19 protein-coding genes are annotated in these 25,850 nt (G+C 44.1%); 11 read left to right on the top strand and 8 right to left on the bottom strand.

Annotation, left to right across the window (positions count from 1 at the left end; translation table 11 throughout):
* Nucleotides 1-19: 19 nt before the first annotated feature.
* The 3 genes from MKY63_RS10970 to MKY63_RS10960 form a co-directional block, all read right to left on the bottom strand.
* Nucleotides 20-1,060 carry an L-threonine dehydrogenase gene (locus MKY63_RS10970; RefSeq protein ID WP_036682377.1) on the bottom strand — a complete coding sequence of 347 codons (1,041 nt, stop codon included), beginning with the start codon at nt 1,058-1,060 and terminating at the stop codon, nt 20-22.
* A 272-nt stretch (nt 1,061-1,332) separates the two neighbouring features.
* A complete protein-coding gene (locus tag MKY63_RS10965) occupies nt 1,333-2,715 on the bottom strand; it encodes an SMI1/KNR4 family protein (protein WP_036682378.1) in 1,383 nt (460 codons plus the stop codon).
* Between the two features lie 122 nt (nt 2,716-2,837).
* Entirely contained in the window at nt 2,838-3,581 is a 744-nt protein-coding gene (locus tag MKY63_RS10960; RefSeq protein WP_051491236.1) for a glycoside hydrolase family 16 protein, read from the bottom strand.
* 148 nt (nt 3,582-3,729) lie between these two features.
* On the opposite strand from MKY63_RS10960, the gene MKY63_RS10955 reads away from it, so the two are divergent.
* The 6 genes from MKY63_RS10955 to MKY63_RS10930 all read left to right on the top strand — a co-directional run bounded on the left by MKY63_RS10955 (nt 3,730) and on the right by MKY63_RS10930 (nt 13,602).
* Entirely contained in the window at nt 3,730-4,650 is a 921-nt protein-coding gene (locus MKY63_RS10955) for an ABC transporter permease subunit (protein ID WP_036682380.1), read from the top strand.
* Nucleotides 4,651-4,668: 18 nt separating this feature from the next.
* Nucleotides 4,669-5,553, top strand: a complete 885-nt coding sequence (locus MKY63_RS10950; RefSeq protein ID WP_036682382.1) for a carbohydrate ABC transporter permease — start codon at nt 4,669-4,671, stop codon at nt 5,551-5,553.
* Nucleotides 5,554-5,561: 8 nt separating this feature from the next.
* On the top strand, nt 5,562-7,283 hold the full coding sequence (locus MKY63_RS10945; RefSeq protein ID WP_143758639.1) for an extracellular solute-binding protein: 1,722 nt from the start codon (nt 5,562-5,564) through the stop codon (nt 7,281-7,283).
* Between the two features lie 147 nt (nt 7,284-7,430).
* Entirely contained in the window at nt 7,431-9,269 is a 1,839-nt protein-coding gene (locus MKY63_RS10940) for a histidine kinase (RefSeq protein WP_036682384.1), read from the top strand.
* A 3-nt stretch (nt 9,270-9,272) separates the two neighbouring features.
* The gene (locus tag MKY63_RS10935; RefSeq protein WP_036682386.1) at nt 9,273-10,844 is read left to right on the top strand and encodes a response regulator; all 1,572 of its coding nucleotides are present in this window, start codon (nt 9,273-9,275) and stop codon (nt 10,842-10,844) included.
* A 136-nt stretch (nt 10,845-10,980) separates the two neighbouring features.
* A complete protein-coding gene (locus MKY63_RS10930) occupies nt 10,981-13,602 on the top strand; it encodes a family 16 glycosylhydrolase (RefSeq protein WP_036682389.1) in 2,622 nt (873 codons plus the stop codon).
* 187 nt (nt 13,603-13,789) lie between these two features.
* Here the strand turns inward: MKY63_RS10930 and MKY63_RS10925 are convergent, their stop codons facing one another.
* From MKY63_RS10925 to MKY63_RS10910, 4 genes are all read right to left on the bottom strand, one after another.
* A complete protein-coding gene (locus tag MKY63_RS10925; protein WP_036682390.1) occupies nt 13,790-14,170 on the bottom strand; it encodes a FlxA-like family protein in 381 nt (126 codons plus the stop codon).
* A 202-nt stretch (nt 14,171-14,372) separates the two neighbouring features.
* Nucleotides 14,373-15,083, bottom strand: a complete 711-nt coding sequence (locus MKY63_RS10920) for an ABC transporter permease (RefSeq protein WP_036682392.1) — start codon at nt 15,081-15,083, stop codon at nt 14,373-14,375.
* Nucleotides 15,080-15,925 carry an ABC transporter ATP-binding protein gene (locus MKY63_RS10915; protein ID WP_036682393.1) on the bottom strand — a complete coding sequence of 282 codons (846 nt, stop codon included), beginning with the start codon at nt 15,923-15,925 and terminating at the stop codon, nt 15,080-15,082. Before MKY63_RS10915 ends, MKY63_RS10920 begins: the two co-directional genes overlap by 4 nt.
* A gap of 104 nt (nt 15,926-16,029) precedes the next feature.
* A complete protein-coding gene (locus tag MKY63_RS10910; RefSeq protein ID WP_036682395.1) occupies nt 16,030-16,965 on the bottom strand; it encodes a LytTR family transcriptional regulator DNA-binding domain-containing protein in 936 nt (311 codons plus the stop codon).
* Nucleotides 16,966-17,638: 673 nt separating this feature from the next.
* Between MKY63_RS10910 and MKY63_RS10905 the strand changes: the two genes are divergently transcribed.
* Genes MKY63_RS10905 through MKY63_RS10885 form a run of 5 tightly spaced genes read left to right on the top strand, consistent with a single transcriptional unit; the run spans nt 17,639 to nt 24,980 of the window.
* Entirely contained in the window at nt 17,639-19,036 is a 1,398-nt protein-coding gene (locus MKY63_RS10905; protein ID WP_036682396.1) for a radical SAM protein, read from the top strand.
* Nucleotides 19,033-20,493 (top strand): radical SAM protein, encoded by a 1,461-nt coding sequence (locus MKY63_RS10900; protein WP_036682397.1) that lies wholly within the window; start codon nt 19,033-19,035, stop codon nt 20,491-20,493. Before MKY63_RS10905 ends, MKY63_RS10900 begins: the two co-directional genes overlap by 4 nt.
* An 18-nt stretch (nt 20,494-20,511) precedes the next feature.
* On the top strand, nt 20,512-21,744 hold the full coding sequence (locus tag MKY63_RS10895) for a hypothetical protein (RefSeq protein ID WP_051491237.1): 1,233 nt from the start codon (nt 20,512-20,514) through the stop codon (nt 21,742-21,744).
* The gene (locus MKY63_RS10890) at nt 21,704-22,417 is read left to right on the top strand and encodes an ABC transporter ATP-binding protein (protein WP_036682398.1); all 714 of its coding nucleotides are present in this window, start codon (nt 21,704-21,706) and stop codon (nt 22,415-22,417) included. The genes MKY63_RS10895 and MKY63_RS10890 overlap by 41 nt, the downstream gene beginning before the upstream one ends.
* Nucleotides 22,418-22,424: 7 nt before the next feature.
* Nucleotides 22,425-24,980 (top strand): FtsX-like permease family protein, encoded by a 2,556-nt coding sequence (locus tag MKY63_RS10885; RefSeq protein WP_051491238.1) that lies wholly within the window; start codon nt 22,425-22,427, stop codon nt 24,978-24,980.
* 126 nt (nt 24,981-25,106) lie between these two features.
* Here MKY63_RS10885 and MKY63_RS10880 read toward each other — a convergent pair whose 3' ends face one another.
* Complete coding sequence (locus tag MKY63_RS10880) at nt 25,107-25,640, bottom strand: YceI family protein (RefSeq protein ID WP_036682399.1); 534 nt, start codon at nt 25,638-25,640, stop codon at nt 25,107-25,109.
* Nucleotides 25,641-25,850 lie beyond the last annotated feature (210 nt).

Genomic DNA, 25,850 nt, shown 5'->3' with positions numbered 1-25,850 from the left:
ATTGATTGTAGTCTTACGTTTAGGGAACAAAAACCGTCTTTACGGTTTCACTCCCAACCACCTTCAAAGAGTTCAATTCATAGCCGATCAACTCGTCTATCGCTGCTTCATGCTCACTGAGCTTAACTTTTCTAGTCACTAGTTTCTCCATTTCAGGAGTTTCAGCGGCAAACCGCAAAGCTTCCTCGAACATGTAGCGGTATTCACCTGCTGCTATAATTTTTATTGCATGCTGCACGAATTTAGTAGGGGAAAAGGTGTAGCGATACTTCGCATTAATACCAAAAGGAACGATGCGGCCTCCACGTTCAATCCACTTTTCCGCCATTTCGAGTTGAGTGCCCACCGTATCGATAATCACATCAAACTTATGTCCCGCACAGATTTTGTCTACGGCAGCTTGATTTAATTGGGCAGGGGTTAAAGCAAAATCTGAGATCTCTCTGGCAAAAGCTAGCCGATAGGGATTAACTTCAGTCGCTACCGTGAGCGCAGATTTCGACTTGCTCACAATTTGGCTTAACAGTCCCATTGGACCCGATCCAAGAATGAGTACCTTGTCGTCTGCTGTGACATTGGCTTCTTTGAAATTGTGCAGTACACAGGCAAGCGGCTCAATCAAAACCCCCGTCTCCCAGCTCATATGATCGGGAAGACGGTGTGCAAACGTTTGTGCAGTTGAGTAAAAAAAAGTGAATGTCCCATTTCGATTCAAACCCGCAATAGGCATCCCATTTCCATCGATGCCCGTACAGAGGTGCGGCTGTTTCTTCAAGCAAAAATAGCATTCATCACAGCTTTGATTCGGATCGATAACTACGCGGTCGCCTACCTTAACACGGTCAACGTTGCTGCCGATTTGGATTACAGTCCCTACTGCCTCATGACCACGAATGACCCCTGGAACCCCCTCCTCTTTCCCAGTTATGACTGCTAAATCTGTTCCACATACACCTGTCATCTCAATCCGGATCTTGACTTCATCCGGTGCTGCAATCTGCGGCTCTTCCCATTCGCAGAGCTCCAGCTTATGATTAGATGTCCACACCAACGCTTCCATACTCATTCCCCTTTCTTTTTTGTTATCCATATTCGCCCAGAATATATCATAACTACCATGTAAAAGTAAGGTGAATGTTGTCGAAAAATGTTAATAATTACATTTATATATAAATACTTCACGAGTAAGCGCTTTAATTTTCTTTCGCTTATTATGCGGAGTGCACTGTCTGAAACGGCAAGTTTAAGGGCCATCCTTTGTGGGATGACCCTTGAATACGATTGTGATCAACCGAGCTCCGTGCGGGAGAGTAGCCCCCGAATCAACGTCTCCTATTTTGCAGCTTCCGCTTCCAGCCGTGCAATGACCTCAGAGCGGGCTTGATCTGTGAAGCGAAGCACCCCGTTTTCCTGGACGATTAGCCCTTCCCGTATTCGCCCATCCAGCCAGTCGCTGATCCATCCCGGAGCGTATCCTCCTTGCCCGAACTCGCCGCCAAAAGCGATCATTTTCTCATATACATCCAGATATTGTTGACGGCTCGTATTTGGATAAGAGCTTGTGTACAGCCAGAACTGCACATCGTACATCAGAGTAGAAAGCTCATCCGCATGAAAGGAGAAGTGTCCCTTCTCTTCAACGATTCGGGTACAGACTTTACGGATCTTCTGCTCAAGCTGATCTACCTCAGACACATCACTGCACAGCTTCGCAAGCAAAGGTGAGAATTGGCCTACGGCTACTTTGCGCAAATCCTCCTCTTTATCTTCTTCAGAGGTGTCGTATTCCTCATCACTCACCAGGCCGCGTATAAACGTCTCGAAGTCTTGGGCCAGAAACGTAATCTCATAATTATCTTCCTGATCCACATGAATTACCTCGGGTTCGCCGTCCCTCCCGCAATTGCGGTAATCCAGCATCACGACATCATGGCCTGCCGAAGGGCAATCACAAATTACCACGCCGATGTCGGGATACCCCCACTCCTCAATCATGAACGGGCTGCCGAGATCGCCGCAGATGGAATAGCTTTTCTCGCGTCCGATGCCCATAATGCCCGTAATCGCAATATGATCCTCAGCCCATGAGGTCGCGTCCTCGGTCGGAAAACAAGTATTATAAGGCACTCCCCCATTGTGCTGCTTCATCAGACTGATATAAGAGGCAGGAAGCTTGTAACCCAGTTCTTCTTCTACAGAAGCAATCAGCTCATCCGTAGGCGGAGAAGAAACATATTCTTTTAGCGCATAATCGCTATCGTCCCAAAAGCCGGAGAGATCCATCCCGTCAAAAGGAGCTGCAGTCGTCCCCGAATCATTATGCTGTTCTCTGATTGCCCGTCTGGCTGCGGCGTCTTGTTCTTTGCGAAGCTTGCGCTGGCTGAATTTCAAAAACATGGCCGTGTTCTCATCATCCGGATCGAGGTCATGGGCAATACTCAGCACTCTCACCGCTTCCTCATATCGATTCAAATAATAGTAGGAATATCCCACACGAAAATGCCACAGATAATCATTCTGCCCTTGTTCCGCAATCATCGCGAAGTGTTCAAGGGCTTCTTCATAACATCCCACATTGTTATACGCTCTTGCCAGACTGCTGACTACCTCGTAATCTCTGTCCGCTGGAGGAATCTCCATCAGAGTGTCTACAATCTTCTGGTGTTCATCATCTTCATGCCACTGTGTCAGCTGTGCCACTAGTTCTTTGTCCATAGTCTACCTCCCCAAGCTTATAATTAAGTTACTAGAATATAGAGAAATATGGTTTTCCCTATTCTACCAGATGGGATGTAGGTATTGAAAATCGAAAAAGAGGGCATCTCCAAAATTTTTAATTATGGATACAGCCATATTCCTGAAACCGTCATCACCGCTGGCAGTGCAGTCTCGTCAACCGCTACATTGTCATACCAGCCGCCCACTGCAAGGTTCAGCACCAGATAAAATGACTCGTTAAAGGGCATAATGCCTGGCTCCAAGCAACGCTCGGCAAAGCAATGTCCGTCTACCAGCCATCGAATCGAACTGGCATTCCATTCCAGTGCATAATCATGGAATTCATTAATGGTTCCGCTTTCAAAATGGTGCGAGAACTCCTCAACGATTTGATGTTCCCAATTCTTTCCGTAGTGCAGTGTTCCGGATATTTGCTGAGGCAAGCGGCCTTTGGCTTCCATGATATCAATCTCGCCGGAAGCTGGCCAAGGCCCGTAAGCCTGTTCCTGCGGAAGCAACCAGATGGCAGGCCATACCCCTTGCCCTACCGGCAGTTTTGCACGCACAACCAACTTGCCATAACAAAAGGAAAAATGGTCCTTTGTATCCAAACGAGCCGAGGTATATGCAAAATTGCGCCCATCCTTTTCAATGGATTCGCTGCGCGCGCACAGGTTTAAGCCAAATTCATCGATATACAGATTGCTGGAATGATCCGTGTAATACTGCTGCTCTCCGTTGCCCCAACCTGGGTCTATGGGATTACCTTCATTATCTAACAAGTCGTTGCCAAGGCGGACATTCCATAGCTTTAAATCGGCATTTCTATCTAAGAAATTCTGTTCCCATATAGGTTTATTCATCCTTTGCACACTCCCTTCATTTAATCACAGCATACTTAATTTTTGCGGCTGGTCAAACAAATCTAAAAAAATGGGATAGGGTCGATAATCATGGGCTTTTTTTCCTATACGCTTTTTCATACGATGAAATAGAAAGGGGGCACGGAAAATGTTCCAATACAGAACGGAACAAATGAAAGCGCTTTTTAAGCAGTGGCAATTGCAAAGCATGGTTATCCCGGGAATCATCTGGATGTTTATCTTTTGTTATATCCCTATGTTCTGGCTCATTATTGCATTTATGGACTACAGCATCGCCAAACCCTTACTAGAATCACCGTTTGTCGGGCTGAAGCATTTTCAGGATTTTTTGACGGATGAGCGTTTTTGGCGTTCGATTCGCAATACTCTGGGAATGAGCAGCATCAAGCTGGTCTTGGGTTTTCCCATTCCTATCTTGTTCGCCTTGCTGCTGAATGAAATACGGAGTCTTCGATTTAAGCGAACGGTACAAACCATTTCGTACCTGCCGCACTTTATTGCCTGGACGATTTTTGGCGGCATTGCGCTCAATTGGCTGGGCGAGGGCGGTGTGATCAATCAGTTGATGATGGCGTTCGGGTTCCAGGAACGCGAAATCCTGTTTAACAGCGACCCTAAGTACTTTTGGTGGATCACCTTTTTCACCGATACGTTAAAAGAAACCGGCTGGAGCGCCATTATCTACATAGCGGCAATATCCGGCATTGATCCGGGGCTGTACGAAGCGGCTGAGCTGGATGGCGCAAATCGGCGGCAGCGGATGTGGCATATCACCATTCAGAGCATACGCCCCACCATCGCTATTTTGTTCATCCTCGCTGTCAGCGGGATACTCGGCAGTAACTTTGAGCAGATCTTTATGTTGAAGAACAATATGAACATGAGGATGGCGGAAAGCCTAGACTTGTATATCTACAACATGGGGTTGGTCTCCGGGCGCCATTCCTTCTCAACAGCCGTCCTGTTCGCCCGCTCTATTGTGGCGCTAGGTTTGTTGTTTTTGGCCAATCACACATCCAAAAAACTAACCGGCGACAGCATTTTTTAGAAGGGAGAGGACAGAGGTATGGAAAGACGCAAAAGATTTCGGCAAATTGGAGTATTTGAGGTCTGCAACACCCTGCTGATGCTGGCGGTTTGCTTTTTAACACTGTACCCGATGTGGTTTGTATTCATTAACTCGCTTAATGCTCCGCAGCAGGCATCCCTGGGCACCGTCAACTGGTTTCCCAAAGAATTATCGCTGGCCAGCTATAGCGTTGTGTTCAATGATAAGACTATGATGAACGGTTTTTACATTACCACTCTGCGCACAGTGATCGGGACAGCAACGCATGTGTTGTTTACCGCCATTATTGCTTACGGAATGAGCAAGTCTAATCTGGTCGGACGCAAGCTGTATCTTAAAATCGCATTGGTTACGATGCTGTTCTCAGGCGGGCTGATCCCTACATTTATTCTGATGACGAAGCTGGGCTTATATGATAATTTTTGGATATTCATCATTCCCTCTATGTACACTTTTTTTAATATGGTCATTTTCATGAGCTTCTTCCGCACCATACCCGATAGCCTGGAGGAGTCTGCGAAGGTAGACGGTGCTTCAGACTATGGCGTCCTGTTCAGAATCGTATTGCCCAATAGCATGGCTGTCATTGCGACTATATCGCTTTTTTCAGCCGTTTATCATTGGAATGATTATTACCAGGGGGTCATCTACATCCGTTCGCAGGAATTACTGCCACTGCAGACCATGCTGTACAAAATCATTGCGGAGAACTCTATGTCCTTCATGCAGCAGCAAGCTATGGCGCAATTCGGCGCAAGACTTCCCGGCAACTCTATTAAATTTGCATCCATGATGGTGGCCACACTGCCTATTCTGATAGTCTATCCTTTCATTCAACGCTATCTGGTCAAAGGCGTGATGATTGGCGCCATTAAGGGATAAGAGTGTGAGTGTCTAGAAACTGGTATTCAAAAATTCAGAAGCAGCAAAGAAAGGATGATTATGTCATGAAACGTAATCTCATTAAGCCGGGGTTGACCCTCGTTCTGGCCGCAAGCCTGATGCTAGGCATAGCCGCGTGTTCCAATTCAGCGAATAGTGAAAATAAGCCGACACCACAGCCTACAGATAGTACACAGCCGCCCCCGAGTGAAGCAAAGCTCAATCCCGATGATCCGGCATGGAAGCTGGATACCAGCCCTGTTGATTTAACCTGGTTCGTAGGTGCTAACTGGTATGCCCACACTTGGGGAGACAGCTTGACCTCCAAGTACGTAACGGAAAAAACAGGCGTAAACATCAAGCTTGAAGTACCTTCCGGTGAAGCCAATGAACATATTACCCTGATGATGACCTCGGGCAAGCTGCCAGACTTGATATCAATGGGTTCGTGGGAAACCGCTGTCAAAAAGCTGTGGGAAGGCGATCATGTCTACGCCTTAAATGAATTAGCTGACAAGTATGACCCTTACTTCTTCAAGGTGGCCGGGGACGGTACACTGAAGTGGTATCGTCAAGAAAATGGCAATACCTATGGCGTTCCGAATGATTCATATAGCCCCAACCTGATGCATGAAACTGGCATGACGGCGGCTAACCAGACTTTCCTGGTGCGGAAAGATCTGTATGAGGAGATGGGCAGCCCGGACCTTAGCACTCCAGAGGGCTTTCTGAACGCACTGCAACTGGTAAAGGATAAGTACTCCCAATATAAAGGCCAGCCCATCAGTCCCTTTTTTGCACAAGGGAACGTCCCTTACGGGATGACCGAATATCTGCAGAACCTACTGGCCGTTCCGCATGAGAAAGACGGAAAAGTATACGACCGCATTACCGATCCCGATTATATTGCCTGGCTAAAAACCTTCCGTACGGCTTACGAGCGCGGGTTGATTAATGTGGATTTCCTGGTGGATTCCGATACTCAGGTAGAGGAAAAAACAAACAACGCCCGCTATTTCATGATGGTCCGCGAGTGGACCGGTATGTCGGCTGTCAATCCTATGCTGGCTGCTAGCGGCAACCCGGACTCTTACTACATCGCAGTCGATGGGCCAAAGAACAGCAAGGGCGATAACCCTAAGTTATTCCCTGGCAACATGGACGGCTGGATGGTGACGATGATTAGCAAATCAACCGAAAACCCTGAACGAGCCATCCGCTTTTTGACCTATCTGGCCAGCGAAGAAGGCCAACGAGATTTGTTCCTTGGCAAGGAAGGCGAAACATGGGAGATGGTAGATGGCAAGCCGCAACTGAAGCCTGAAATGGTAAAATTACTCGACACTGATATTGAGAAGCTGGAGAAAGAATACGGCATCATGGATACCTATTGGATGATGCGAAACCCTGTAATCGTCAACCAGTGGAGACCGGAGAAATCTCCTGTCATTAAGCAAATGGAAGACTTCGCCAATAAGCAGGCCGATATTGATAGCGGTATCTATAAGGGCTTAGATCCACAGGGCGATTCTGATGTGTCGGTAGCCTGGTCCCGTATTTCGCAAAATTGGGAGGAAGTACTCCCTGAGCTAATTACGGCCAAAAATGAGGCTGAATTTGATAAAATCTTCGACAATTTCCTTGACCGCCGCGAGAATTACAACTTTGGCAAGGTGATGGAATACCGCCAGGCTGAACTGGATGTGCGAAAATCCAAAATGGCAGAGTAATAATGCCCGTATTAAGATTGCTGCCGGCCACCGAAAGGGTGGCCGGTATTCCCTTTTTCGCTTCTTTAACCATTTAACAAAACAGCCTAGTTACCTACCGGGCAGTTTGTAATATATGGTATATTACAAGGGTAGGAGGCTACTTAAATGAAGTATCTGCTGACTAAAATGAGGAAGCTGTACCGTAATTCCCGAATCTCCCAAAAGTTGTTTCTGGCTTTTAGCATGATGATTGCCATCCCTGCGATTGTGGTATCCTTTTTATTTATCCGCACACAGGAAAGTCAGCTATACAAGGACGCTATGGCTACCGGCAGCAGCCATGTCTCACGAATTAACGAACAACTGCGCAGCAAAATGGGCATTATTGAGAACGCTTCCTCTACTGCGCTGAATCAAAAGGCATTTGTAGATTTTATTCACTCCAATATGCGCGGGGATGGCCTGCGTCTCGTAAAATTTAGACAAAATCAATTTGAGCAAATGCATAATATCATTCAAAGCTACGAGATGATCAGCGAGCTAAGTTTCTATGTCGATAATCCAAACCTATTTGAGATTTGGCCTGAAATCTACCATTATGACAAGTTCTGGCCGAAGGACTACTGGGTGACACTTCGGGAGGAAGGCGGTGCGGCATACCGCTTATTTGCTTTTAAAGATGGAGAGCATACGCTATCCTATTACCGGCTGGTACGCCTTCAGGGGCAACAGCAGAAACTCCCTACCATTATGGAAATCCGCGCCCAGCATAGCGTCTTTTTCAGTGACCTGCTTGAGGATAGCGGGGGGGATTTCTTTTCTGTAGTGATGGATGGAGCCGACTCTTCCCGATCTGTATACAATCCTGAGCATATCTTTTCACAAAATGCCGGTGAGGAATTGGATAACATTCTAGGTAGCATTCACCAGCGGCTGGATGTGCTGCAGCAGAGTAGCCCCATTAAGGTCAAGGTAGGCGACCATACTTACTACGCGTTGTATCGCTACATCGCCCCACTGAACGCCTATGTAGTGGATATTGCCTCTCATCAAGCGCTGATGAAAGGCCCACGAAGCTGGTATTTGCTCGTAGTAGCGATCACATTGTGTATATTGCTGCTAATGTTACTGCTCGTTTCACATACCACTCGGCGCATTTTCCGCCGGCTCGACAGGGTGCTGGCTTCTATGCGCAAGGTGCGGCAAGGCCAACTGGATGCGAAAATTGATACCGGCCTGGATAAAAACGAAACCGGTGACGAAATCGACGAGGTGGCCGTCAGCTACAATAATATGTTGGACGAAATCAAACATTTGATGACCCAAGTGGTAGATAAGCAGCTGATTGCCAAAAATGCACAGCTGCACTCGCTGCATTCGCAGATCAATTCACACTTTTTATATAACGCGCTGGAATCCATCCGTATGCTCGCGGAGGTTCAGCGACAGCCCGCTATCGCCGAAGCGTTGGTGTCTTTAGGCTCACAACTGCGATACAGCATGCAATGGCGCAGCGATACGGTTGCGCTTAGCGAAGAACTTGCCAACATACACAGCTATGTCCGATTCATAAACTTTATGGAGGGTGGCAGCATTGAGTTGACGGCGGATCTCCCGCAGGAGGTACTGCGTTATACAATTCCTAAAATGTGCATGCAGCCCATCGTCGAAAATGCCGTTCATCATGCAGCGCCCTCGGGCGGCAGCGTACGTATCCATATTACCGTATCGGTAGAAAATGAAAGCCTTCTGCTAATTGAGATACGAGATGATGGCGCAGGTGTTGACCCGGAAATGCTGTCCAGTCTGCAGGCTGTGCTGCGGGGCGACTCAGATTCACCGATTGTTACCAGCAAAAACGGACTGGGCTTGGAGAACGTGCATAAGCGCATACAGCTTCATTATGGTAAGAACTGCGGTCTTTGGATTGACAGTGTGCAGGGTGCCTATACTTGTGTAACCATACGTTTGCCTTGGGAAAATGTGAATCTTGGAGGATGGTAGGGCATGATCAATATTCTAATTGTGGACGATCAAAAGCACATTCGTGATGGGCTGCAGGCGATGCTGCGTCAATTTCCGCTGCAGCTGGACAATATTTACTGTGCAGTAAACGGAATTGAGGCCTTAGATATATTGAGTCAGCACACCATCCAACTGGTGATTACTGATATCAGGATGCCCGATATGGATGGACTGACGCTGATGGCGAAGAGCAAACAGGAGCATATTGAGGTAGATTACCTGATTATTAGCGGCTATAGTGATTTTGCCTATGCTCAAAAAGCCATCGAACTTGGAGCAAAAGGCTACCTGCTCAAACCTGTGAAACGTGAAGATCTGCAAACCGCAGTAGAACATGTAGCAAATGAGATAAAAACACGGCAGGCGCTCTCGCGTAATATGGAGCATATCTCCCGCCGCGCCCGGGAGACAGACCGCAAAGAACTGAGTATGTTCATGCAGGGTGCAATGATTGATGAAGCGTGGGTTCTCCAGACCCAGCAACAGAATCCAGAGTTGTGGAGTAATTACCGCCTGTGTCTGCTGCGGGAGGAATTATGGATTAACCAACCGGGGGCCGACAGTAGCCACAGTATGGAATCCCTTGCCTACCGTGTGTATGGCAGACGAGGGTGTATATGCCTGCAACACCGCCCGTACCTGATTCTCGCGGTTGATGCGGCCGTAGATACGGGAGCCTTCCCGGCCGCCCTCAAAGCAGGACAGATAGATGCCATTACTGCCATGACCAGCCCGCAGCAAGGATTGAAGGAGTTGCCCCGCAGCTATACACAAGCGTTGGAGCTCTATCGCCACAGTTACCTGTTTCCAGAGAAGAGCTGCATTTTGCCAACACATATTGAACGACTGGAGCAGCAGTGGGAGCTTCCCTATGAGGAGTTATATGCCCTGTTCCAGTTAATCGGCACCAAAAACAGCGGTACAATCACCCAAGGCATTTCTATGATATTTCACAAAGATACATTGCAACGCTATCACATCCAATACACACAGCAGCTATGCCGTGCCATTGTACAGATGCTGGAGGAATCTGTGCGTGTGATCCGCCCGTACATGGGGGAAGAAGCGCTGGACATCGAATGTTTACGTAATCTATTCGATTATCCGGGTATTCGCGATTATATTCAGGCGCTGCAACAACAGCTGCTTCGGCTGAACCAATTTTATTATGAATATAAGTGCAGCTATCGCAACTCGCAAGATTTGAATGAAGCCATACGCTTTATACACGAAAGCTATCATAAACCCCTGGATCTCGCGATGGTATCGAACCACGTGTCGCTTAATTATGCCTATTTTTCTAACCTGTTCAAAAAAAATATCGGCAAAGGCTTTGCAGAATACTTGCGCGATGTGCGCCTGGATAAAGCCCGGCGGCTGCTGGCCGAAACCGATCATAAAATTGTAGAGGTAGCCACCATGGTAGGGTATGAAAGCTACAAAAGTTTTACACGATCATTTCGGGATGTCATGGACATGCAGCCCACAGAATACCGGCAAATGATGCGCCGGAAGCACGACAGCGAGGAAAAGTACCGTGACACAGCGCTATAAATAATCAAAAGCCAAAAAATTGGGTTAGAACAAAAATAATTGTACCTTTTAGCTGATTATTATATTCGATAGAATAGAGATGATCCTAAATGTAAGCGGTTTCGTTTCTTCATTATTTTATTAAAGGAGGGCAAGTATGAAACGACTTTACGATACGGAAAGTGGTTTTAAGCAGAAGGTATTTAGTTTGTTTTTAGCAGTAGTACTGTTGGCCGGGGTTGGTCTATTGCCGACTTCGAAGGTGCAGGCAGCAGGAACCACAGTTACCTCTATGTCTTACTTTTCAGCGGCAGACGGTCCTGTCATCTCAAAATCAGGGGTTGGGCAAGCTAGCTATGGTTTCGTCATGCCTACATTCAATGGGGGCTCTGCCACCTGGAATGATGTTTCCGATGACGTCGGTGTAAAAGTAAAAGTTGCTGGAAACTGGGTGGATATTGACAATGCAGGCGGCTATACCTACAACCAAAACTGGGGACACTGGAGCGACGGTGGCTTGAATGGCTATTGGTTCACTCTCTCCGCAACAACGGAGATTCAGCTGTTCTCCAAGGCTAATGGAGTTACACTTGATTACACCCTGGTATTTCAAAACATAAACAAAACGACCATTACTGCTATGGCCCCTACACAAGGGCCGCAGATTTCAGCAGGATTTACAGGAAGTGCAGGCTTTACTTATCCTACCTTCAACAATGATCCGGCCGTTACCTATGAAGCCGTAGCTGAAGATCTGAAGGTATATGTAAAACCTGTAAGCAGCAGTACATGGATTGATATTGACAATAATGCAGCCAGCGGCTGGATCTATGATAACAACTTCGGACAATTCACCGAAGGCGGCGGTGGCTACTGGTTCACCGTAACAGAGTCTATCAACGTCAAGTTAGAATCGAAAACCTCAACGGCTAACGTCGTTTATACCCTCACCTTTAATAAACCTGTAAGAAATTCATATGTCTTAACTCCTTATGAGGGAACGACCTTTACCGCAGATGCAAAAGGTGTAATAGGTGTACCGCTACCTAAGATTGATGGGGGCGCTCCAATAGGCACTGAACTAGGAAATTACGTATACCAAATTAACATCAACGGACAATGGGTTGCTATGAGTGATTCCAGCCAGAGCGGATTTGTATACGCCGGCAATGGCTATAACAACATGTCCGATGCCAACCAGTGGGGATATTGGGCTGACTACATCTATGGGCTTTGGTTCCAGCCTGTCCAAGAGGATGTGCAAATCCGTATTGGCTATCCATTAAATGGACAGGCGGGCGGAAGTGTCGGCAACAATTACGTCAACTATACCTTTATTGGTAATCCAGATGCCCCACGTCCGGATGTATCCGATCATGATGACATTGCCATCGGAACACCAAACGACCCGGCGATAGAGGGCATGAATCTCATTTGGCAGGATGAATTTAACGGAACAGCACTCGATACGAGCAAATGGAGCTACGAACAAGGTTATTATATTACTGACGATCCGAATAGCTGGGGCTGGGGCAACGCGGAACTGCAGCACTATACAGACAGTACACAAAATGTATTTGTACAGGACGGAAAGCTGAATATCAGAGCTTTGAACGATTCAAAATCCTTTCCACAGGACCCAAGCCGGTATGCCCAGTACTCATCCGGCAAGATTAACACCAAAGATCAGCTGTCCTTCCAGTACGGCAGAGTAGATATTCGTGCTAAGCTGCCTACAGGTAACGGCGTTTGGCCAGCACTTTGGATGCTTCCGGAAGATGCCGCTTATGGAGCGTGGGCCGCATCCGGGGAAATTGATATTATGGAAGCCAAAGGACGCTTGCCCGGCACGACCAGCGGGGCCATACACTTTGGCGGACAATGGCCTGTAAACAGATATATTGCTGGTGAATATCACTTCCCTGAAGGTCAGACCTTCGCCAATGATTATCATGTGTACTCCATGATCTGGGAAGAAGATAATATGAAATGGTATGTGGACGGCAAGTTCTTCTTTAAAGTCAGTAGAGATCAATGGTATTCCGTAGCTGCACCTAACAATCCGAACGCCCCATTCGATCAACCCTTCTACATCATTATGAATCTGGCGATCGGCGGGTACTTCGACAGCGGCCATACCCCAGATCCGTCGGATATTCCTGCAACAATGCAAGTGGATTATGTTCGTGTCTATAAAGAAGGCAACAGCGAGAATCCGGTAAACGTGCCGGTTACCGGTATTTCTCTGAATCAAACCACTGCGCAGGTGGAGGTCGGACAGACTGTGCAGTTGAACGCCAATGTTGCCCCGTCTAATGCAACCAATAAGCAGGTCACTTGGACCGTATCAGGTACCAGCGTCGCTTCCGTGAATCCGAACGGTCTCGTGACGGGACTCACTCCAGGCACAACAACCGTAACGGCTACAACAGCCGACGGTAATAAAACAGCCCTCTCCACCCTCACTGTTGTACCGGCAGCATCATCCGGTGTTATCATCGTCGGCGATGAGGTGCGGGGCCTGAAGAAAATAGGCGATGACCTGCTGTTCTATGTGAACGGCGCAACCTTTGCCGACTTACACTATAAGCTGAATAACGGTGGGCAGCTAAACGTAGCCATGACCCCGGCAGGGAACGGTAACTATACCTACCCTGTAAATCACCTGCAACACGGGGATACCATCGAGTACTCCTTCACCTATAATCCGGGACAAGGGGCCGTCGATTCCCCAACGCTCTCGTATATCCATGGGGTAACCCAAGGAACACCAGAATAAAGTAGTTGAACCCTAAGCAACTGCATGAACACAAATAGGCGAGGAGGAAGTGTTGAAGCTTCCCTCTCGCCTATTTTGTTGTTTTTACCGTGCTGCGGGTCTTCTCGGTGGAAGCTCGGCTAGCTAGCCTCATGATTATGGACCGTCGGTTCATCACCTGACGCTTTCCGGACCTTCGCTCGCTTGCCTAAATTAACGCGTCGAAATGACCCTCCGCGTCCACCGTCGCCGTCCGGGGATCAGTCAGGCCGATGCCCTTGAGGCCTCCCTTTCCTTCATTTGCCCAAAGGGGGAGGTGATCTTGAAGCGGAGAAGCAGGCACAAAATTTACGGAGGTACTGCTCCCGCTTTTCTGTACCAGTTGGGACTCCAGCAGCCGGATTTGCCGCTGCAGCTGCTCCCTGCGATAAGGAGTCTGCATCTCACTTCCTTGTGCCGCATTCACTTTATCCAGTTCCATCATCAGCCGGTTTCGCTGTTTCTCCAGAGAACTGACATCACTCTGTGTACCGCCGTAGGCCGCAATGGTCTGTACGGAGCTGATGCCTGATACTGTCTGTGCCGCCATGATCTTTCCCCCGTTTCCTTGGCTCCTAATCCAAAATCAGCCAAATTTGAAAGTTCTAATCATCTTTATTACCCGGCAGGCCCCGTCATGACAACATCACAGCCTCAATTGGAAAATAATCGTCGTATAGTCTCAGTCGGCCGCTTGTTTCAACCCTACCAAAGACCCACCCAAGGCTGGCTAAAGTCCCTTCAGAGCTCCCTTACTCGTCCTTCAACCGCCGCTGATACAAAATGACAGACACTACTGTTAGCACAACCGTCCATGACAAATTAATGAGGAGTGGTTTCACTACATCGCCCGTCGTATAACCTGTATTGCTTAGACCCAGCAGATGCACAAGCTGACTGCTTGGCATGTAATCCAGCACTTTGAAGACCGGATAATCCTTCGCTAGTACTTCTCCCCACGGTGCCCCCATAAATATGAACGCCACAGGGAGTATAGATAATGAGGCTTCAAGCAACGTCTTGGAGAATAAACCGCAGATCGTCCCGGCTGCAGTGTACAGAATAATCGAAAGAATGATTACTGCCACAAACGCCCATATATTAGCTGGCTCATAGCCAAATAATAATGTAGAAATAGCGAGAACAACAGCAGACATGACAAAGACCAAACTGCTTTTACCGATTAGTACATCCATGGTCGTAGCCGGTGTCATCATTAATGACCGTAAAGTGTTACGCTCCTTCTCTTCCGCAATCAAGCAGGCTTGTGCGAAACATGTTAGCAATACAAACGAACTATTAAAAAGAAAACCGCTGGCTCCAGGTAAAGACGCACCTGCCCTCTTGAAAATCAGAGCGATAATAATAGGAAAAATCAGCATAATGGACAGTGCGTAGTTACGTGAAAACTCTTTGTAATCCTTCACAAATATCGCCCGGGCACGTTTGTATGAGATACTCATAGTAGCTCACTTCCTGTCATTTTAATAAAGATATCACCAAGACTTGGCTCTTTCGTCTCTAACCGGTCAATTAGCCCCCGCTTCATCCAATCCGCGATTTGATCAGCCGTCCCCTCATCGATCGGGAGCTCGTAGGTTTCCCCATTGATTAAGTCCACACAAATTACGTTCTCCCGGTGCTGTCGCTTAAGTTCCTTTGGTGAGCCCATTGTTTTGATTTGACCCTGATACAGAATCGCTACACGGTTGCATATCAATTCTGCTTCAGACATATCATGCGTAGTCAGAAAAATCGTTGTTCCTTTCTCATTTAAGTAGCGTAAGCCTTTATAAATATGTGCTGTGTTTACCGGATCTAGAGCTGAAGTAGGTTCATCCAGAAATAATAATTCCGGCTCATGGATAATCGCGCATGCCAGCATGGCACGCTGACGCATCCCTTTGGATAAGAGATTGGCTTTCTTTTTGCGCTCCCCGCTTAAGTTTACAAACTGCAGCACCTTGTCGACCGCAGATTTGGGAAGATCATATAACTTACGATACAGCTCCAGATTTTCCTCAATACTTAACCTCTCATATAGACCACTGTTATCCGTCAAAATGCCAAAACGCATCTTCTGAGCAGACTGCTGCATCATCTCCGCCGGCTGGTCAAATACACTTGCCTGTCCACTTGTCGGATTTAACTGTGCCGTTAGAATCTTGATTAATGTTGTTTTGCCTGAGCCACTCGGGCCAAGGAAACCAAAAATTTCACCCTTAGGAATTGAAAAAGAAACATCTGCTAACGCATCCTTTTCTCCAAATCTCTTACGGATACGTTCTACCCGGATAACATTCATTAACTCCACATCCTTAGTGTTGATGGCTTAAACATATACAGATTACATGCTTCCTGCCATCAAAACGCGCCGAAATGTAGCTGTAAGCGCCTGAATGGTACCCTTTAAATGTTAAGAAGTGCTTTTAAATCAGGCAATTTTGAACGGGATAACGGAACCACGGCATCTTGACCTGTATTTAATCGCAAGCTGTAGCTATTTTTCGTCCATGTAATAATCTCTCTTACTTTTTGCAGATTAACAATGTAGGATCGGTGACACCTAAAAAAACCGAAATTTAATAATCGCTGCTCGAGCTCGGTCAGCGTCAACGCACAGTCATAATTTTCACCGCCCACATGAACAAGGATTGACCCCTCTACACTTTCTATAAAATCAATTTCAGGCGGATTAAATAAAATCACTTTATCATTTCTTTTGGTAGAGATCTTCTGCAAGGTTATATTGGCCTCGTCTTGTTTCTGTACTTCCTGCTTATCCTCGTCGAAGTCCCGAATATCCAATGGATGAAATCCCGATTCGTTCAACCGATAAATGGCATCACAGGAAATAAGGGCATCCTCTAAATTCGAAGTTAAAATTAAAATCTGCTTTTCTTGAGAAAGATCATCCAGAATCCGTTTGAGTTGACGACAATCTTGCTCTTCCAAGTAAAAATAGGGTTCCTCCAGTACAAGTGTAGGCTGATGCGCAAAAAAGACACGCAGCAATGTCACATACATCCTTTTCGATGAGCTTAGATCCTTGATCTTTACCTTCCGTTCTTCTTTTAAAGCAAAATAATCTATCAACGAAGCGGTACGCTCATTCCTCTCTGTTACTCTGATTAGAAAAGTGATTAGTTCCTCCACCGTTAAACGCATATACTCGTTTTGCCCAGCCCGAAATAAATAATATTGGGAATGATCCCCTAATTGATTCATTAAAAGCTGCTTTCGCTTCAAGTCCGTTATGATGCCAACCGATTGGTTCGGTGTCATATTTAATTCGATCTTCGGTAGAAATAATTCCCCATTATAATAAATTGGTTGAAATTGCATGCCATCCTCCCGGTCAGTGCTGCTATAGGGTATACTTTTTCAATTTTGTTCCTGTTATTTCCTCCTCGATAAATACGATTTAGGTAATATTTAATGCAAATATTAGTAGTCAAGGCATCTAGTTTACCGCATCTCTAGTGAGCAGGAATTCCCTCAACTTAAATTCCTCACTGAGATTTAATACATTTATTTCGAAAATTTTGGAAGAGTTTTGATTTTGTGACTAAATTCACATAATAAGTAGATTTAAAATTATAGAATAACATTGTAAATAAATGGGTTATTAGGGTATCTAAAGAATCAATGGATGTCATTAGGTTTGGGTTAACAATTTTATCTAAAAGCATCTTTCTTCTAGATAAAAATAATATAAAGGAGGTTTACATATGTCGAGTGAAAATCAATTCAAAACTCGCTCCGTGAACGACGACAAGGATCTATGGACAGAATTATTTGATCAGGTAGAAACATTGGAAAATCGTGACGAAATGGCCTGTATTAATCTTTGTTGCTGGAATTGTTGTTTCCAAATTTGAGTCGATGAAAAAAGCCGTTCTCTGCGGCTTTTTTTTACGAATAATTCTTTAATACCCAATATAAGTGATTCACAATAAATTATACAATTAAACAATATTTTTTAATAATTCCAAAATTGTATAGAGGTGAAAATATCATGATAGTAAATAAATACCATTTAAGATATGAGTTTGATGAAAAAAACCTTGTTATCAATACTTTGACAGGTGCTGTAGATTTTTTCTCTGCAGAAATGCTTGATTTACTGGATTCAGCAGAGAGTTGGGAACTATCTAATTACCCGCCTGAGCTTAAAGAAGACGATATCGAGTTCTTATTGAGGAGAGGCTACATTTTTGAGAATAATGAAGATAAGGAGCGACGATTAAACCAAGCATCACAAATCATGAATTATGATCAATTCATGCATTATATTATTTGTCCGACTTATGCCTGCAATTTTCGTTGTACATATTGCTTTGAAGATCATTTGCTTCATGAGAGTACACGCTTCATTACCGAAGAACAAATAGAGCATGCGTTTTCCGCAATTGATATTCTGCATAAAGAAAGCGGAATGGACAAAGGATTAATTAACCTATTCGGAGGTGAGCCCCTCTTACCTCCCGCCAAGAACATGGTAGAAAAAATCTGCGAAGAAGCGGAAAAACGAAATTTTATAATCGGTTGTAATACAAATGGTTATCACTTGAAAGCTTACGCCGACATTTTAGAACGCTTTCGCGATTGTTTAAGTGTTATGGTTTCTGTCGATGGCCCTGAGGAAATACATGATAGTCGGCGCTTTTTATCTGGAGGACAGGGTACATTTCAACGGATACACCAAGGCGTTAATGAATTATTAAACCGTAACATCCCTGTTATGATCCGGATTAATATAGATCAAACTAATATTAAAACTGTACCTGAGTTAATAAAGTACTATCATCAATGCGGCTTCTTCGGGCATCCTTCCTTCTCAATAACCTTTGCTCCTGTAACAGATCATACTTGTCTAGGTCTGAGTTCTACTTTGATGAAAGGTTATGAGATTGCAAAGTCTTTAATCCGACACGTCCCTAACTTTACAGAACTTGAAAAACAAAAGAAGATCGGCCTTAGTCCTGAAATGTTCCGTTTCTTCCGGACAGGCATGTTACTTGATCCTGAATTACAAGATAGAGTTGGGATTATTTCGCCACAACTTGTCTACTGTGAGGCTACTGAAGGAAAAACCTATGCTTTTGGACCTGATAATAATATGTATGCATGTCCGGATTTAGTGGGAAAATCAGAATATCGCATCGGCCAGTTCTCCCCTGTTTTTACGAAGGAACCCGTTTTTGACCAATGGAGAAATTTTAATGTTCTACAAATACCCAAATGCAAAGACTGCTCTGCAGCAATGATTTGCGGCGGCGGCTGCGCTGCACAAGCTTTATCAACATACGGAGATCTGGACCTTCCTTGTTGTCCGGATGCAAAGAACATGCTTGGTCAATATCTACACGAATTGCAGGAGGAAGCTGCACAATACGAGGAGGTTAAATCATGATCAAAAGCACATATAATTCTATTCATCCTATTAACAATGGGAATTATATCTTGATTAATTCTCTTAGTGGAGCAGTAGATGTAGTGGATGGTCTAGTAAAGGAACGGCTAGATCGGATTGAACAGACTAATCTGCAACGAGATAATCAAGATGAGGTTGAACTACTTACTTTTTTCAAAAAAAGAGGGTATATCTTTCATAGCCTTGCAGAAGAACAACAAATACTTTTTAAAGTTAAAGATGCAATGGAAAAAATGACGGCAAAGAGTAAATGGGGTATGACCTTCAATGTTTGTACAACATATGCTTGTAATCTAAGGTGCCCCTATTGCTATCAAGGCCATCAAATTCATGACCATAATCATGCATTAGACTCAGATGAAATAACCAAAATGTTCGAAGCTATTACTCAAATTATTAAAATGGAAGAAAATCGTGGCCGCTTCATAGGAGCACAACATCGTATGGTTTTATATGGAGGAGAACCACTTCTTCCGCAGACTAAAAATACAGTTAAAGAAGTGGTAGAACGTGCTGTTAATGAATATGGTTTCCGTATGTGCGCTATTACTAACGGGACATTCTTGCATCAATTTTTAGATATTTTTCAACCTTACCGTGACCAATGGGATTTCTTTCAAATTTCACTTGACGGCCCCAAAGCTGTTCACGATAAACGGCGTATCATGGCTGGTGGACAAGGAACATTTGATCGTATAGTCCAAAATATTGATATGGCCCTGGAACGAGGCTTTGCCGTTGCTACTAGGACAAATGTTAACAAAGAAAATCTGGGTCATCTGGTCGAACTGGCTAATTTCATTGAACAAAAGGGCTGGAATAAGTTCCCCCACTTTGGTTGGCAAGTCACGCCTGTTACTAATCACTTCAGTGAACCAATGCCCGACCACTTACCTGAACATGAACTGTTGATAGCCCTATATGAAATGTTCGGCGACTTGGATTCTTTTATTGATAAATACAACGCAAGACTGGGATCAGTGATAAACATGCGCACCTCACGAATTAGAAACACGATCCGATCTTTTGATTGGAGCAGGATGGACGATATGGATGCTTGTACTTCCTCGGGGGTCACTAGTGTTCCACATTTTAAAGAATGCAGCGCGCGCGAACAACGTTTCTATTCATTTGGGACAGAAGGACTTATCTATGCCTGTCCCGACTCTGTAGGCCGTGCAGAGACCGCCGTTGGATCATTTTTCCCAAAATATGAGCTGAATTCTGAAGCTCATCAGCAATGGGACCGGGGAATTACAGATTCCAAGGAATGCACGGAATGCTCTATCTCTCTCTTTTGTGGTGGTGGTTGTGCTTATGCCAATTTAATGAGGAATGGAGATATTACAAAGCCCTATTGTAATTATGCCAATGAAACAATAGATGTTTATATCAAACATAATAAACACCTTTTCGAAGAATTGGGTACCGTCTAAAGAAAGAGGGGGATAATTATGAATGCGATAGCAGCAACAAAATATCCCCAATTGATACCCTATATTATCCATGAAATGGATGTTTGGGAAGAGGGGGCTCGCTATTTAGTTCACTTTGACAATGGTCTACAAATGAAAGTAACAGAAAAGATTTTAACCATTTTTAACTGTATGGACGGAAAAAAGTCGCTTTTAGAGATTTCTGAGCAATTATTAGAGAAATATGAAGTTGCCCCACGCTTAGAAGAGCTACAATATTTATTAGAACATCTTCTAACTGAGAAGGGTATCGTTGTAGGGAGCGAAAAAATAGCAGAACATTCCTCGGCCATCCGTTTTCGTACTCCACTATTAAATGCAAGCCGACTGGAAGGCTGTTCCCAACCCTTTCAGCATCTTTTTTCTTTAAAAGGTATTTGTATTTTTGGAGTTCTTATGAGTATTGCCCTCTACAACTACATAATAAATTTAAGTCTTTCTGCAAATAAAGCAGATTTAGGTTCTTATCTTTTTTGGATTATTACTTTTTTCATGATTTTGTTTTCGGCTATATTCCATGAATTTGGGCATACAGTGGCGGCTTTTAAATATAATGTTAAACCAAGAGATATGGGGATCGGATTGTTTTTTTTAGCCCCTGTTCTTTTCGTGGATTTGAGTGATGCTTGGAAAGCAAGTAGAAAAGAGCGAGTAGTGATCGACCTTGGAGGTATATATTTTCAATTATGGATATTTATTATATATGAATTATCATCTATAATAACAGGGAGCAATATACTATTTACTGCCAACCATTTTATTTTGCTTTCCATTATTAGCAATCTAAATCCATTATTACGTCTTGATGGTTTCTGGGTACTTACAGATATCCTCGGAATTCCCAACCTGCATACTAGAACTTTTACATTGGTAAAACAAGGATTATTGGGATATGTATGTAGGAAACGACTTTTCCGCGAGAAATTTAGATTAAATATTATCAATATGAGCAGTACTTACAAGAAAGTATTTTTAGCGTATTCCTCTTTATACTTAATTGTTTTCAGCATTGCTTTAATGTATATGTTACGTTTTATTTTTTCATTTACTTCCCTCCTTCATTCTTGGAACTGGACAAACTTCAAAGGCCTTTTGATAGTGATTGTGATATTAATTCTTCATTTCACCATATTACTTATTAAAAAAATTAACAGAAAGAAGGAAAATTCAGTTGATTGTAGAACAACCGATTCTGGCCATCCAAAATCTTAACAAAGAGTACGAATCCGAAGCCGGCATAATATCTGTTCTTAAGGGAATAAATCTGAAGTTTTACAAAAGTGAGATTGTAAGCATTATGGGACCCAGCGGCAGCGGAAAATCAACCCTGCTTGGGATTATGGGATCCCTAGATAAGCCTAGTACAGGGAAAATCGCACTTGAGGGTAAGTCAATCGAATCTTTATCTGAAGAAAAACTTTCTGATTATCGCGCACAAAAAATTGGGTTTGTTTTTCAATCCTTCAATCTAATCTCTACAATGACCGCTCTTGAAAATGTAATGCTTCCCATGTTCTGCATCAAAGGCACCCGACATAGTGAAATACGTAAAAAAGCAGAAGAAATGTTGAAGCTTGTGGGGATGGGCGATCGGATGAAGCACCTGCCTAATCAACTATCCGGCGGACAACAGCAACGTGTCGCTATTGCAAGAGCTCTGATTAATAAGCCCTCTCTAGTCATTGCTGACGAGCCAACCGGCAATTTAGATCGTGATTCCGGACAGAAAGTTCTTGACCTTATCTTCCGCTTAAAACAGCAAATGAGAATGACCTTCATTATTGCTACCCATGATCCAGAGGTTGCTTCAAAATCCGACCGAGTGATTTACATTAGAGATGGAAGGGTTGAAACTGAGGATCCTTGTCTGAGTAAAGGAAGGTGAATATCTGATGATATGGCTGAGCTCTGCCGGGAGAAGTTTATTACGTAACAAATTAAGAACAATTTTCACTATATTGTCTCTCATTATTGGAAGTGCAAGTTTCTTTAGTATGTTCCTATTATCTGAATTGGCGCCACGTTCTATTGAGAATTCTGCCAAACTGCTATTAGGTGGGGATGTATTAGTCCAGTCCTACCTTAAGCCACTACAGAGCAATATAGTGAATGATATATTCCAAGACATGGGAGAAATCGACAGCCATTCATCTTCATATGTCGGACAGAGCATGGTGCAATCCAAAAATAAAACAACAAGCGTGATCTTGAAGGGAATTGATACGAAGACTTACCCTTATTATGGGGAAAATCAATATCCTGGCATCCGTTCACTTCAAGCAAATGAGGTCCTTCTTGCTGATAATGCAGCAGATCGCCTACAGGTAAAGGTTGGAGAAAAAATTTGGTTGCCGAGCGCGTCTGATGGAAGTCTGCATGAGTACAAGGTAAAAGGATTAGTACTTAATGTTCAAGAGTCTTACGGAGATGCGGATATTTTTGGAGCTGCTTATCTTCCGTTGAATGAAGCAGCTAATCTGCTAAACGCTCCAGCCGGAAGCACAAATGAAATTCTTATCCATTGGAAAGCGGGCACACCAAAGACTTCTTGGCAAGCAGAACTTGAGAAGCATCTGCCAAGTGCTACACTAACGGACACGAAAGAGCGGACAGACGAAAGCTTGGCTCAAGCCAAGACCCTTCTTTTACTTTTACAATTGTTCAGTCTGCTTGCACTGGGAATCAGCGCTTTGACAGTTTCAAATACAATGAAGCAGGCAATGAGCACTAGAATGCGCGATATTGCAGTTATGAAGGCAATAGGTGTACGCTCTCGCTCAGTTGCCGGTACCTTTTTAACAGAAGGTATTCTTATCGGGACGATAGGAACTATTACTGGAATAGTAACAGGTCTTCTAGTGAGTACTTGGTTAACTTCTTACGTAGGCAAAATGTTAGCTATACCGTTGTCTTGGGAGTTTTCATGGAAAGTCACAATTGTTACCTTCGCAGTAGGAATGCTAATGGCACTGATATCAACATGGATTCCTCTAAAAGGAATGCTCATCGTCTCTCCTATGCAGCTATTGCTTGAAGGAAACCATCAGATCCCTTCTTATCGGGTACGCTTTTGGAAAAGAGGACTCTTATTATTACTGATTTCGCTAGTTGTAGCATTCTACTTACAAAAAACACTTTTTCTGGGTTCAACCGAATCCATTAGTTCTAGAGTCGTTCTATCTTTTTTAGGGATTCTACTGATTATTATATTGGTAAGTATATTTGTGAAGGTATGTTCTTCTGCTTTCTCTTTCATTTTCAGAGTGGTTGGAAGCATGAGGAAACTCATCTCTCCTCGTTGGTTTATCCCTTTTCATAATTTATCATCTGGAAGAAAACGATACGGACTATTGGCTCTTATCTTGAGTGTTGGTGTTGCATCAGCAGTATCAAGCGAACTTTTCGCTGATAACTTAACTCAGTCTGTCAGTCAACAGTTAGAGACCGAGGCCAAAGGAAATCTACTCATCACAAGCTCCTTAGTAGAGTCTGAAGCAGTCAAGGAAGCTTTTCAATCTCTCGATATTAAAAAGTGGACAGAGGGTGTCCAGATGAACGGTCTTTTAAGTTCAATTAACGGAAGTGAAGCAACTTCTCTTTTTCAGCAAAAGTCAGACGGGAATAAGTTCTTCGCTTCCAATAAATTGAGCATTGAAGGTGTTGACCCTTCACTTGCATCAAGGTCCTATTCCATTATTGGTGGACGTGACCTTATAGAAGATGATTCATCGCACAAGACCGCATTATTATTGGAAGATTATCAACAGTTGGGAATTAAGACAGGCGATACAGTTGAAGTTACAATGGGAGAAAAGAAGATTCCTTTCAAAATTGTTGGCTTTTTTGAATCAGGGTTCGTAAAAACAGTAGGTATGAGAACAACTAAAGATATATTGTCTAAATATGGGGCGCCTAACCGGGTAATGTTTTCTATTGACGGAGGGACCCTGACTACGGGTTTACTCTCTGAATTAAACGGTGTACTTCCAGCATCCGCTATGGCGTATTCAGTATCAAGTACAGCCTCCGAAAGCTTAAATTCAATGATACGTATGATAAGTGTATTCTTCTCTATAGTGACTTTATTTGCCTTCATTACAGCGATACTTACCATCGGGAATCAAATTGTGATAAGCCTTTTAAGAAAACGCAGAGAAATTGCAATCATCAAAGCAGTGGGAGTATCCAATGGTAAGACATTACGGTCAATCTTGTTAGAGAACTTTGTTTTATCTTTAGTCTCAGGAACTGCTGGTACAGGGATAGCTTTGTTGTTAACGACTGTAGCTCTAAAACTTATGTTCAAGTTACCTGTCCTGGTTGATGTTAAATGGGTGATTTATGGGATTGGCCTATGTGTTATAACCACACTCTCAGTGGCTTGGATAGCGGCGAGGCCTGCTCTGCTTACTAAACCTACGCAGCTCTTACAGACCAACCAGTTATGATCTAATAAGGCTCTAATGAATTGGTACTTAAATAGTTACTGTCCCTCTCTATTACGCAGAGAGGGATTTTTTTATACCTTGTCATAACTACGTTTGGTGTAAAAATACATTAATTTGTGATACGGTTCACAGTATTTTAATTGCCTCAATATAAAGCTCGATCCTCACTTCATTTCCGACTATAATTCCACCGGTTTCCAGAGGCGAGTTGAATTTCAATCCAAATTCATTACGATCAATACTGGCTGTTGAATGAAACCCTACACGTTCCCGTCCGCGGGGGTCCTTGTTTAGTCCTTCAAAAACAGTATGAAAAGTAACAGATTGGGTTACTCCATGCAGAGTTAGATTGCCTGTAAGTTCATATTGCCGCTCACCAGCAAAGACGCAGTTGGTGCTTTGAAACGCAATGGTTGGATACTTGGCAGCATGAAGGAAGTCGTCGCCCCTCAAATGTTCATCTCGCTGCGCTTGGCGAGTTGTGATACTATTTGCGTCTATGGAAGCCTGAATACCCATAGTTGTTAACTCGTTGGGATCAAAACTTAAGATAGCCTGGAAACGCTCAAATACTCCTTTGATTTTATTAATCATTAAATGCGTCACCGAAAACTCGACGGAGCTGTGGTCCGGATCCACTTCCCATTTGATATTACTCATGAATAAATTCCACCTCTATAATAAGATTATGAGCAAGGTCACCCTATCTCCAAAACACTGCGCTACTCGCTATACCCCTAATATACAAAAACGCTACTGACAACGTTGTGTCAGTAGCGTTTTAGCATTTTTGCGGCTTCCTCGTAAATCCGATTTCAGAATGGTTCCCCATTGAATCCGTAATTCCTTTTACCCGAATATCCACCATCG

The sequence above is a fragment of the Paenibacillus sp. FSL R7-0189 genome (assembly GCF_037969925.1).
In the GTDB taxonomy this organism is placed as follows: Bacteria; Bacillota; Bacilli; order Paenibacillales; family Paenibacillaceae; genus Paenibacillus_AQ; species Paenibacillus_AQ odorifer.
Note: the sequence above shows the minus strand (reverse complement) of the source record. Positions and strands in the feature narration are given on the sequence as shown.

Excerpts from the sequence above, each read along its gene's own strand:
- MKY63_RS10970 (WP_036682377.1), bottom strand. The coding sequence starts at position 1,060 with ATGGAAGCGTTGGTGTGGACATCTAATCATAAGCTGGAGCTCTGCGAA.
- MKY63_RS10965 (WP_036682378.1), bottom strand. The coding sequence starts at position 2,715 with ATGGACAAAGAACTAGTGGCACAGCTGACACAGTGGCATGAAGATGAT.
- MKY63_RS10960 (WP_051491236.1), bottom strand. The coding sequence starts at position 3,581 with ATGAATAAACCTATATGGGAACAGAATTTCTTAGATAGAAATGCCGAT.
- MKY63_RS10955 (WP_036682380.1), top strand. The coding sequence starts at position 3,730 with ATGTTCCAATACAGAACGGAACAAATGAAAGCGCTTTTTAAGCAGTGG.
- MKY63_RS10950 (WP_036682382.1), top strand. The coding sequence starts at position 4,669 with ATGGAAAGACGCAAAAGATTTCGGCAAATTGGAGTATTTGAGGTCTGC.
- MKY63_RS10940 (WP_036682384.1), top strand. The coding sequence starts at position 7,431 with ATGAAGTATCTGCTGACTAAAATGAGGAAGCTGTACCGTAATTCCCGA.
- MKY63_RS10935 (WP_036682386.1), top strand. The coding sequence starts at position 9,273 with ATGATCAATATTCTAATTGTGGACGATCAAAAGCACATTCGTGATGGG.
- MKY63_RS10930 (WP_036682389.1), top strand. The coding sequence starts at position 10,981 with ATGAAACGACTTTACGATACGGAAAGTGGTTTTAAGCAGAAGGTATTT.
- MKY63_RS10925 (WP_036682390.1), bottom strand. The coding sequence starts at position 14,170 with ATGGCGGCACAGACAGTATCAGGCATCAGCTCCGTACAGACCATTGCG.
- MKY63_RS10920 (WP_036682392.1), bottom strand. The coding sequence starts at position 15,083 with ATGAGTATCTCATACAAACGTGCCCGGGCGATATTTGTGAAGGATTAC.
- MKY63_RS10915 (WP_036682393.1), bottom strand. The coding sequence starts at position 15,925 with ATGAATGTTATCCGGGTAGAACGTATCCGTAAGAGATTTGGAGAAAAG.
- MKY63_RS10910 (WP_036682395.1), bottom strand. The coding sequence starts at position 16,965 with ATGCAATTTCAACCAATTTATTATAATGGGGAATTATTTCTACCGAAG.
- MKY63_RS10905 (WP_036682396.1), top strand. The coding sequence starts at position 17,639 with ATGATAGTAAATAAATACCATTTAAGATATGAGTTTGATGAAAAAAAC.
- MKY63_RS10900 (WP_036682397.1), top strand. The coding sequence starts at position 19,033 with ATGATCAAAAGCACATATAATTCTATTCATCCTATTAACAATGGGAAT.
- MKY63_RS10895 (WP_051491237.1), top strand. The coding sequence starts at position 20,512 with ATGAATGCGATAGCAGCAACAAAATATCCCCAATTGATACCCTATATT.
- MKY63_RS10885 (WP_051491238.1), top strand. The coding sequence starts at position 22,425 with ATGATATGGCTGAGCTCTGCCGGGAGAAGTTTATTACGTAACAAATTA.
- MKY63_RS10880 (WP_036682399.1), bottom strand. The coding sequence starts at position 25,640 with ATGAGTAATATCAAATGGGAAGTGGATCCGGACCACAGCTCCGTCGAG.